Origin of the sequence: Sphingorhabdus sp., from assembly GCF_044357595.1 — a bacterium.
Taxonomy (GTDB): domain Bacteria; phylum Pseudomonadota; class Alphaproteobacteria; order Sphingomonadales; family Sphingomonadaceae; genus Sphingorhabdus_B.
On the sequence record NZ_JBIKPH010000096.1, the window covers coordinates 1 to 9,746 of the forward strand.

10 protein-coding genes are annotated in these 9,746 nt (G+C 55.9%); 9 read left to right on the plus strand and 1 reads right to left on the minus strand.

Going from position 1 to position 9,746, the window contains the following annotated elements; all coding sequences use genetic code 11:
• Position 1: 1 nt before the first annotated feature.
• The 6 genes from pyrF to ACIQ2T_RS09680 all read left to right on the plus strand — a co-directional run bounded on the left by pyrF (position 2) and on the right by ACIQ2T_RS09680 (position 5,672).
• Complete coding sequence (gene pyrF, locus ACIQ2T_RS09655) at positions 2–637, plus strand: orotidine-5'-phosphate decarboxylase (protein ID WP_397590628.1); 636 nt, start codon at positions 2–4, stop codon at positions 635–637.
• 65 nt (positions 638–702) lie between these two features.
• Positions 703–1,344: a phosphoribosylanthranilate isomerase gene (locus ACIQ2T_RS09660; RefSeq protein ID WP_397590629.1), complete on the plus strand. Its 642-nt coding sequence runs from the start codon at positions 703–705 to the stop codon at positions 1,342–1,344.
• Complete coding sequence (gene trpB / locus ACIQ2T_RS09665; protein WP_397590630.1) at positions 1,331–2,572, plus strand: tryptophan synthase subunit beta; 1,242 nt, start codon at positions 1,331–1,333, stop codon at positions 2,570–2,572. The genes ACIQ2T_RS09660 and trpB overlap by 14 nt, the downstream gene beginning before the upstream one ends.
• A gap of 52 nt (positions 2,573–2,624) precedes the next feature.
• Complete coding sequence (gene trpA / locus ACIQ2T_RS09670; RefSeq protein ID WP_397590631.1) at positions 2,625–3,410, plus strand: tryptophan synthase subunit alpha; 786 nt, start codon at positions 2,625–2,627, stop codon at positions 3,408–3,410.
• Positions 3,411–3,412: 2 nt separating this feature from the next.
• Entirely contained in the window at positions 3,413–4,267 is an 855-nt protein-coding gene (gene accD, locus ACIQ2T_RS09675) for an acetyl-CoA carboxylase, carboxyltransferase subunit beta (protein ID WP_397590632.1), read from the plus strand.
• Between the two features lie 64 nt (positions 4,268–4,331).
• Entirely contained in the window at positions 4,332–5,672 is a 1,341-nt protein-coding gene (locus ACIQ2T_RS09680; protein ID WP_397590633.1) for a bifunctional folylpolyglutamate synthase/dihydrofolate synthase, read from the plus strand.
• A 9-nt stretch (positions 5,673–5,681) separates the two neighbouring features.
• Here the strand turns inward: ACIQ2T_RS09680 and ACIQ2T_RS09685 are convergent, their stop codons facing one another.
• Positions 5,682–7,238, minus strand: coding sequence for an AmpG family muropeptide MFS transporter (locus ACIQ2T_RS09685; protein WP_397590634.1), 1,557 nt, complete (start codon positions 7,236–7,238; stop codon positions 5,682–5,684).
• Positions 7,239–7,329: 91 nt separating this feature from the next.
• On the opposite strand from ACIQ2T_RS09685, the gene ACIQ2T_RS09690 reads away from it, so the two are divergent.
• The 3 genes from ACIQ2T_RS09690 to ACIQ2T_RS09700 form a co-directional block, all read left to right on the plus strand.
• The gene (locus tag ACIQ2T_RS09690; RefSeq protein WP_397590635.1) at positions 7,330–8,175 is read left to right on the plus strand and encodes a pseudouridine synthase; all 846 of its coding nucleotides are present in this window, start codon (positions 7,330–7,332) and stop codon (positions 8,173–8,175) included.
• The gene (rsmD, locus tag ACIQ2T_RS09695; RefSeq protein ID WP_397590636.1) at positions 8,175–8,723 is read left to right on the plus strand and encodes a 16S rRNA (guanine(966)-N(2))-methyltransferase RsmD; all 549 of its coding nucleotides are present in this window, start codon (positions 8,175–8,177) and stop codon (positions 8,721–8,723) included. The genes ACIQ2T_RS09690 and rsmD overlap by 1 nt, the downstream gene beginning before the upstream one ends.
• A 90-nt stretch (positions 8,724–8,813) precedes the next feature.
• A partial coding sequence (locus ACIQ2T_RS09700; RefSeq protein WP_397590637.1) for an ATP-dependent helicase occupies positions 8,814–9,746 on the plus strand: 933 nt, incomplete at its 3' end.

Consider the following 9,746-nt stretch of genomic DNA (forward strand, 5'->3'; position numbering starts at 1 on the left):
TCTGGACGATGCGTTGGAACTCACGCGCCGAATCAAAGGACAAGTGGGCGGCATAAAGCTTGGCCTCGAGTTTTTTTGCGCGAACGGGCATCACGGCGTGCATGAGGTGCAGAAATTGGGCCTGCCCATTTTCCTCGACCTGAAATTGCACGATATTCCCAATACCGTCGCAAAGGCCATACAGGCGATCAACGTGCTTGAGCCCGCCATTGTGACCATCCATGCTGCGGGTGGCCGTGCGATGATGGAGGATGCCAAAGCTGCTGCGGGTTTGCACACCAAAGTGGTTGCAGTGACCGTACTGACCAGCCTTGACGATCATGACCTTAACCGCATTGGGGTATCCGATAACCCCGAGCTTCAGGTGACCCGGCTTGCTGCACTTGCGCAAGAAGCAGGCCTTGATGGCATCGTATGTTCAGGTTATGAGGTAAAGGCGGCTAAAAAGGCATGGAAGGACGGTTTCTTCGTCGTTCCCGGTCTGCGTCCCGCTGGCGGAAGTGCCGAAGACCAGAAACGCACTGTGACGCCTAGACAGGCCCGTGATGACGGCGCAAGCGTCTTGGTCATCGGAAGGCCTATTACCAAGGCAGATACCCCTGACGATGCTGCACGGGCGATTATGGGCACGCTCTAGCAGTTACGGCTCCTTCATCCAAGTTCAGCATGACGGGAGTGAAATGGTCGGCTATTGGGCCCAATATGAACACACAAATCAAAATTTGCGGCCTCAAAGACGAAGTGACGGTGGATGCCGCCGCTAAAGCGGGCGCCACCCATATTGGCCTCAATCTATATGAAAAAAGTCCGCGTTATGTCCCAATGGAAAAAGCTGCCGCTCTTCGAATGCGCGCGCCAGCCTCGCTAAAAGTTGTTCTATTGCTGGTGAACGCGGAACCCGGTCTCACCGCCAAAGCGATTGAGGTCGTAAAGCCCGATATAGTGCAATTTCATGGCTCGGAAACCGCTATATGGCTCCGTACCCTGAAAAGCACCGTAGACATCGAAATTTGGAAAGCCTTTGGTGTTCAGAACGCGGCATCGCTCAAAAATGCAGATGAATATGTCGATGCAGCAGACCTCATCTTGTTTGATGCGCCCGCACAGGCATTACCCGGCGGCACAGGCATGCGCTTTGATTGGTCCTTGCTCACAGAACACAAGCATAAGCTTCCATGGGGTCTTGCAGGTGGCCTGAACGCCGGTAACGTCAAGGAAGCTTTGCGCCAAACACGCGCGCAACTGGTGGACACATCGTCGGGCGTGGAATCCGCGCCGGGCATCAAGGATGTGGACAAGATTGCGGCCTTCTGCCAAGCGGTGCGGGACTATGACAATCACTGATCGCACCCCGAACTCCTTCCGCAACCAACCCGATGAGCGTGGCCATTTTGGTCAGTTTGGCGGGCGCTATGTCGCCGAAACACTCATGCCGCTCGTGCTTGATCTGGAGCGCGAATATCGTGCGGCGCAACAAGACCCGTCCTTTGCTGCGCAGTTCGATGACCTGCTGGAACATTATGTCGGCCGCCCGTCGCCACTTTATTATGCCGAGCGCCTGACCGAGGAAGTCCGCAAGCATGCGTCCGCGGGCAAAGGCGCGCAAATCTGGTTCAAGCGCGATGAGTTGAACCACACCGGCGCGCATAAGATCAACAACTGCGTTGGCCAAATTTTGCTGGCTATTCGTATGGGCAAGACGCGCATTATCGCGGAAACCGGCGCTGGCCAACATGGCGTTGCCACCGCAACCGTCTGCGCACGTTTTGGCCTGCCCTGCTTCATCTATATGGGTGCCAAAGACATTGAACGGCAGCAGCCAAATGTGTTCCGCATGCGCCTGCTGGGCGCGGAGATCATTCCGGTGACCAGCGGCGCTGGTACGTTAAAGGACGCGATGAACGAAGGGCTGCGCGACTGGGTCGCCAATGTCCATGACACATTCTACATCATCGGCACGGCGGCTGGCCCGCATCCTTATCCCGAATTGGTACGCGATTTCCAAAGCGTGATCGGCAAGGAAGCGCGCGCACAAATGTTAAGCCGTATCAACCACCTGCCCGATTTGCTGGTCGCCTGCATCGGCGGCGGTTCAAACGCTCTAGGGCTGTTCCACCCGTTCCTCGACGACAAAGACGTCGCGATGCTCGGCATTGAAGCTGCGGGTCACGGTATTGACAAGGAACATGCTGCGTCTTTGGCGGGCGGTCGCCCAGGCATCCTCCACGGCAACAAAACCTATTTGCTGCAGAATGCAGACGGTCAGATCGCCGAAGCGCATTCGATTTCCGCGGGTCTGGATTATCCCGGCATTGGTCCTGAGCATAGCTGGCTGAAGGAAATCGGCCGCGTGCGATACGATAGCGTGACCGATGTCGAAGCGTTGGCTGCGTTCCAATTACTGTGCCGCACTGAAGGCATCATCCCCGCGCTAGAACCAGCCCACGCGATTGCTGCGGTTGAGCGCGAAGCCAAGAAGATGGACCGTGACCAGATTATTCTCGCCAATCTGTGTGGCCGCGGTGACAAGGATATCTTCACTGTGGCTGAGGCTTTGGGGACGAAGATATGATTGCCCCGGAACTTCAGTCACCATTGTTGAAACGCGTTCAGGGTGTCGTGATATGACTCGCCTTTCCAACGCATTCGCTAAGTCGCACCCAGCCCTCGTCGCCTTCATCACGGCGGGTGACGGCGACACCACCGCCAATCTCGACGCGCTCGTGGCGGGCGGGGCAGATGTCATTGAACTTGGCATGCCGTTCACGGACCCAATGGCCGATGGCCCTGTTATTCAGGAAGCGAATATCCGCAGCTTGAATGCTGGCACCACGACGGCGGATATCTTCGCAATCGCCTCCGCCTTCCGCAAACGCCATCCGGACACGCCTTTGGTATTAATGGGCTATGCCAACCCGATGACGATCCGTGGCGGCGACTGGTTTGCATCCGAATGCAACAAGGCTGGCGTCGACGGCGTCATCTGCGTCGATATTCCGCCCGAGGAAGACCCCGAGCTTGGCGCAGCCCTTCGTAGCGCTGGTATCGACCTTATCCGCTTGGCAACACCGACAACCGATGTTGCGCGGCTGCCTGCTGTGCTCGATGGCGCATCGGGCTTTCTATATTATGTCAGCGTGGCTGGCATCACTGGCCTACAAGTTGCTGCGCAGACGAGTATCGACGAAGCCGTCACCCGCCTCAAGGCCCAGACCGACTTGCCCGTCGCAGTCGGCTTTGGCGTTCGCACCCCCGAACAAGCAGCCAACATCGCCCGTGTCGCCGATGGGGTCGTTGTTGGTTCCGCCATTGTCGAATTGGTTGCCCAACATGGCGCCAACGCTGCTGGTCCCGTCCGCGATTATGTGGCATCACTCAAGCACGCAATTGTCGCAGCCAGAAAGGCCTGAACATGAACTGGGTCACCCGCGTCCGTAATGCTATTCCCTTCATCGCGAAGCGCGAGACCGCCGAAACACTCTGGCACAAATGCAAGGGTTGTGAGGCGATGATCTTCCTTAAGGAATTTGAGGAAAATCAGTCGGTCTGCCCCAAATGCGACCATCATGGCCGCATTGGCCCTGCTGCGCGTTTTGACGCTTTGTTTGATGACGAAAGCTACATTATTCTGAAGCCACCCGTCGTCGGCGAAGATCCCCTGAAATTCAGAGATACGAAGAAATATGTCGACCGCATAAAGGCGGCCCGCCTTGCCACTGGCGAAACCGACGCGATGAAAACCGTCCGCGGGGAAATCAATGGGCAGACCGTCGTCATCAGCGTTCAGGACTTTGCCTTCATGGGCGGATCAATGGGCATGGCAGTGGGCGAGGCGTTCATTGACGGGGTAAAGGCGGCGATCCGCGCGAAATGCCCTTATGTCATTTTCACTGCTGCGGGCGGAGCGCGTATGCAGGAAGGTATATTGAGCCTGATGCAAATGCCGCGCTCCACCGTGGCGATTCAGATGCTGCATGATGCGGGCTTGCCGTATATCGTTGTATTGACGGACCCAACCACTGGCGGCGTCACGGCGTCTTATGCCATGCTTGGCGATGTACAGATTGCCGAGCCAGGCGCACTGATCGGCTTTGCCGGACAGCGGGTAATTGAACAGACCATTCGCGAAAAATTGCCTGAAGGGTTCCAGCGTGCCGAATATCTGCTTGAGCATGGCATGATCGATATGGTCACCCATCGCCGCGACTTGCGCGGCGTGTTGTCGCAACTCATCGGCTATCTCGCACCGGAGAAGAAGGCGGCTTAACCCAATCTCGCGAAAACCACTTGTTGTCATGCCCGCGAAAACGGGAATGACAAAGGACAAGCACATGCCTGACCACGCAACATCCACTGACCCTGCCGTTCAGGCACAGCTTGATCGGTTGACCATGCTGTCGCCCGGCAAAGACGTTTTGGGCCTAGAAAGAATCGCTACGCTGCTGGAACGGCTTGGCAATCCACATCAGCACTTGCCTCCGGTCTTCCACGTCTCAGGCACCAACGGCAAGGGTTCAACATGCGCCTTTCTGCGCGGCGCGATTGAGGCGGCTGGGCTGACTGCACATGTCTATTCCAGCCCCCATCTGGTGCGTTTTAACGAACGGATCAGGGTCGCAGGACGGTTGATTGATGATACAACTCTGTCCGCACTCCTGTCCGAAGTTCTCGACCATGCAGAGGGACTACAAGCGAGCTTCTTCGAAGTCACCACCGCCGTCGCCTTCTGTGCCTTTGCCCGGACAAAGGCCGATGCATGTATCGTCGAAGTCGGCCTTGGCGGTCGGTTAGACGCCACTAATGTGCTAGTTAAGCCCGACGCTTGCGGCATTGCTTCGCTCGGCTTGGACCATGAGGCGTTTTTGTTGGCGGCGGAGGACGGCGTGCCGAACATGCCACCGCTTGACCGCATTGCCTTTGAAAAGGCAGGTATTGCGAAGTCCGGCGCGCCTTTAGTGACGCAGAAATATAGCGCGTCGATGGCAAACACCATTGCCGCGCAAGCATCCTTGCACAACGCAGTGTTACACGCACGCAGCGAAGGCTGGGACGCGGCGGTATATGACGGGCGGCTCCATTACCGCGACGCCACCGGAAAGCTGAACCTGCCCCTGCCTCGCATGACCGGTGCACATCAGGCGGATAACGCCGCCTTGGCCATTGCTATGCTCCGGCATCAGTCAGCGATCCAGATACCAGAGGCGGCGTTGTCCGCCGCGATGGAGTGGACGCGCTGGCCGGCAAGGATGCAATTACTGGCAGCAGGCCCCCTGACCGAGTTATTGCCGGATGGTTCGCATATTTGGTTGGACGGCGGCCATAACCCAGACGCAGGCGCAGCGATTGCCAAAACATTGGAAGACGGCCCAAGCGTGCATGTCATTATCGGCATGTTAGAGAACAAGGATGCGATTGGCTTCCTCACACCCTTTGCGCACAAAATTGAAACGCTGACCGCAGTGCCAATAGCGGGGCATGCGCATCATGATCCATTGGATCTGTGCAAATTGGCACAGTCCCGCCGGCACATCGCAGACGCGCGGCCAGCCAGCAACGTCACCGCAGCACTGGAATTGCGCGCAGCACAAAAAGGTCCAAGCAACGTCCTGATATGCGGGTCGCTATATCTGGCTGGAGAGGTTTTAAGAATTAACGATCAGGTCCCAGACTAGAGTCAGGGCCTAAGCCACTCGCTTGGGCTGCCCCTTCCACGCAAGCAATGCACCTGCAACCAACACAGCTGCAAAGGCCAATGTGAGATTGGTTGCAAACTCAAGCGGTTGCGAGAGTAATAGCCCGATAAGTCCCGCCACAATCAACAAAAAGCCAAGAATACGTAAGGGGCCGACAGGTTCCTTCAGCGCATTTTCGTTGATGGCTTCCACTTGGTGGATGCCTTGGACGACATAGCCTTTACTCCACAGCAGCCAGAGCAAGACCATGCCCGGGATTGCTGCCGCGACGGTGAAGCCCCAAAAGCCAACCCATCCCACATTTTCCGCTACGATGCCTGCTGGCCCCGCCATGAACGTGCGGCCAACGCCAGCGAACGATGAAAGCAGTGCGAATTGCGTCGCCGTGTACGCAATACTTGAGAGCCCGGACAAATAGGTAGCAAACACTGTCAGACCAACGCCGCTGGTCAAATTCTCGGTACAAATAGCGGCGACCATCATCCAGTAACTGTTGCCTGTGGCAGCCAAGATCATGAACATGACGTTGGAGAACATCATTAACAATCCGGAGATCAGCAATGCACGCCCCATGCCGAGCCACAGGATGAAAGGAGCGCCTAAGGCAGAGCCAATAATTAACGCGCCAAAGCCCCATAATTTGTTCGCCGAAATATAATCCAGATCGGAAAAGCCCAGGTCAACGATCATCGGGCTTAACATCGCCTGCCCCATGGCATCGCCAACCTTGTAGACAAGCACGAAGCCAAGGATCAGGAACGCGCCATGCCGTGTCAAAAATTCGCGGAATGGGTTGACCACTGCCTCAGTCAGCCACTGCTTTGGCTTCATGCCCTCTACATGTGCGAAGCGATCAACAAACTTGCCCGGGCCAGCCCATAACGCGCCAATAATCGCAGGAATGATGCAGAATGCGGTCAGGCCATAAGCCGTTGACCAGCCAAGCCCTAGCCCCTCTTGCGAGGCAAAATAGATGGTCCCTGCACCCGCGATCAGATTGCCTGTGCGATAGCCAAATTGGTTTGTAGCCGTGCCGTGCGCGAATTCTTCATCTTCCAATATTTCAATACGATAGGCATCGATGACAATGTCTTGCGTCGCCGACAGAAACGCGGTGATGAGCGCCCATATAGCGAACTCTCCCATGTCACCAGGCTGCGGATTGCTCGCGCCCAATTGCCAGATCGAGACGAAGAGCAAGGCCTGCACACAGAACAACCAGCTGCGCCGTTGGCCCAACAGCTTGGTGAGAAAAGGCAGATGCAACTTGTCGACCAACGGGGCCCAGAGAAACTTAATGGTATATGGAATACCTAATGCGACCGCAAAACCGATCGTAGCCGTGTCGATACCAACTTTAGCCAGCCAGAATGTCATGGTTGCTACTAGCAACGTCAGGGGAAAGCCGCTGGAAATTCCGAGCAGGAAGGTGATAACGGGGTTTTTGCGCAGATAGGGCCGGAATGTAGGAACGGTTAGCGCAATCAATGGCAGGGCAAGCAAGATGCCCGCAAAAATGATAAAACGCATTAAATCGACTGACATGCGGCCCCCTCCGAATACATTGCGACGATGACTAACGGCATTTTCCTGAATGGCCAGTGACTTTTGAAGCAATATGCGTCAAAGGCGCGACATGGTTAAACCTCCGTCAAAAGCACCTGCCCGTCCTACCAAGCCACCACGTCTGCGTTGGGACAGCAAACCGTCGCGTAAACCCAACCCAAATGCCGGCCTGAGCAAGGGCGCATTAGAACGCAAAGACGGTGAAGAACGCATCGCAAAGCTGCTGGCGCGCGCTGGCGTTGCGTCGCGGCGCGAAATCGAACGTATGATTGCCGATGGCCGGGTAACGCTGAACAATGAAAAGGTGGATACGCCCGCAACATTGCTGAAATCGCTGCACGGGGTCGCTGTGGATGGCAAGGCCGTGGGTCAGCCCGCGCCAACCCAGCTTTACATGTTCCACAAACCTGAAGGCTGCCTAACCGCTGAGCGCGATTTTAGTGGGCGCAAGACCATCTATGATGTTTTGCCCAAGGACTTGCCGCGCCTGATGCCCATCGGTCGGCTCGATTTAAACACCGAAGGCTTGTTATTGCTAACCAATGATGGCGAATTCAAACGCCAGATGGAATTGCCATCGACCGGCGTTGAACGCACCTACCGCGCGCGCTGCTTTGGTGATGTCAGTCAGGAACAGCTAGAAGAACTCATTCACGGCATCGAGATTGAGGGGGTCAAATATGGCAAAATCGATGCCAATCTGGAACGCCGCACTGGCCGCAATGGCTGGGTCGAAATGACGCTGACCGAAGGCAAGAACCGCGAAGTCCGCCGCGTTCTTGAACATTTGGGGCTTGAGGTCAGCCGCCTTATCCGCACGCGTTATGGCCCATTCGTGCTGGGCGAACTTGCACCTGGCACGGTTGGCGAAGTGCGCCGTGTGGACCTGATCGAATTTCGAAAGACGCTGAAATAATGCGTATCATTTCCGGCCAGTGGCGCTCGCGGCCGTTGATCGCGCCAAAAGGCGACACGACCCGTCCAACCGCAGACCGCACGCGCGAGACATTGTTTTCGATGCTGACGAGCCGGCTAGGGTCTTTTGAAGATTTGCGGGTTCTTGACCTTTTTGCAGGATCTGGCGCGCTTGGGCTTGAGGCATTGTCGCGTGGTGCCGCGCATTGCACCTTTGTCGAGCAGGACGCGCTTGCGCTAGATGCACTTCAAACAAACATCTCGAAATTAGGTGCCAAGGATCAAAGCGACGTGCGCAAATCATCTGTGTTGTCACTGGGTACCGCCATCAAGCCTGCCGACATTGTTCTAATGGACCCGCCTTATTTAAGCGGCGCAGGCTCTGTAGCGCTCGACAAGCTTGTCCGCTTTGGCTGGTTTGCGCCATCCGCATGGATCAGCGTCGAAACCAGCATCAAGGAAGATGTTGAGGTGAAAGGTTTCACAGTCGACACCGTCCGTAATGTTGGCAAGGCGCGGCTAACACTTTTACGTCCCGAAGGAATTTAGCCGCGCGCCTGCTTTGCGGCATGTAATAGTTCCGCCAACACGCCGAACAGCGCTTGCGGTTCATCGCGCCGTTCCCTAACTGTTCGCCTTATGTCAGATATTCAGGTCCAAAACGATCCGTCCGAAACGGAACCGCCATGGCTGCGCGGGTTGAACGCGCCGCAACGTGAAGCCGTGCTTACCACAGAGGGGCCAGTTCTGCTGCTGGCGGGCGCAGGCACCGGAAAAACTGCGGCGTTAACGGCACGGATGGCCCAGATTTTATACACGCGCCAAGCATGGCCATCGGAAATCCTTGCGGTCACCTTTACCAACAAAGCCGCACGCGAAATGCGCGAACGTATTGGTGCAATGGTCGGATCAGCCGTTGAAGGGATGCCTTGGCTCGGTACGTTCCACAGCATTGGTGCAAAGCTACTTCGCCGCCATGCTGAAGTCATTGGATTACAGAGTAACTTTACAATCATCGATACCGATGATCAGCTTCGATTGTTGAAACAGCTTATCCAGTCCGAGGATCTGGACGAAAAACGCTTTCCCGCGCGCGGGTTGGCGAGTCTGCTAGACAAATGGAAAAACGCAGGCAAATCGCCTGCGGATTTAGACGCTGCAGACAATGAAGCCTTCGCCAATGGCAAGGGCAAGCATATGTACGCGCTGTATCAGGCACGTCTGCTTGCATTGAACGCCTGCGACTTTGGCGATTTGTTGTTGCATGGCCTAAACCTGCTTAAAAACAACCGCGACATCCTCGAAAAATATCAGGCGCAGTTCAAATATATCCTTGTCGACGAATATCAGGATACGAACGCGGTCCAATATCTCTGGCTACGGCTGCTGGCGCAGAAGCGCAAAAACATATGCTGTGTCGGCGATGATGACCAAAGCATTTATTCATGGCGCGGAGCGGAGGTTGCAAACATCCTTCGCTTTGAAAAGGATTTCCCGGGCGCAAAGACGATTAAGCTTGAGCAGAATTATCGCAGTACACCGCATATTCTTGCCGCAGCATCAGGGCTGATT

Excerpts from the sequence above, each read along its gene's own strand:
- ACIQ2T_RS09660 (WP_397590629.1), top strand. The coding sequence starts at position 703 with ATGAACACACAAATCAAAATTTGCGGCCTCAAAGACGAAGTGACGGTG.
- trpB (WP_397590630.1), top strand. The coding sequence starts at position 1,331 with ATGACAATCACTGATCGCACCCCGAACTCCTTCCGCAACCAACCCGAT.
- trpA (WP_397590631.1), top strand. The coding sequence starts at position 2,625 with ATGACTCGCCTTTCCAACGCATTCGCTAAGTCGCACCCAGCCCTCGTC.
- accD (WP_397590632.1), top strand. The coding sequence starts at position 3,413 with ATGAACTGGGTCACCCGCGTCCGTAATGCTATTCCCTTCATCGCGAAG.
- ACIQ2T_RS09680 (WP_397590633.1), top strand. The coding sequence starts at position 4,332 with ATGCCTGACCACGCAACATCCACTGACCCTGCCGTTCAGGCACAGCTT.
- ACIQ2T_RS09685 (WP_397590634.1), bottom strand. The coding sequence starts at position 7,238 with ATGTCAGTCGATTTAATGCGTTTTATCATTTTTGCGGGCATCTTGCTT.
- ACIQ2T_RS09690 (WP_397590635.1), top strand. The coding sequence starts at position 7,330 with ATGGTTAAACCTCCGTCAAAAGCACCTGCCCGTCCTACCAAGCCACCA.
- rsmD (WP_397590636.1), top strand. The coding sequence starts at position 8,175 with ATGCGTATCATTTCCGGCCAGTGGCGCTCGCGGCCGTTGATCGCGCCA.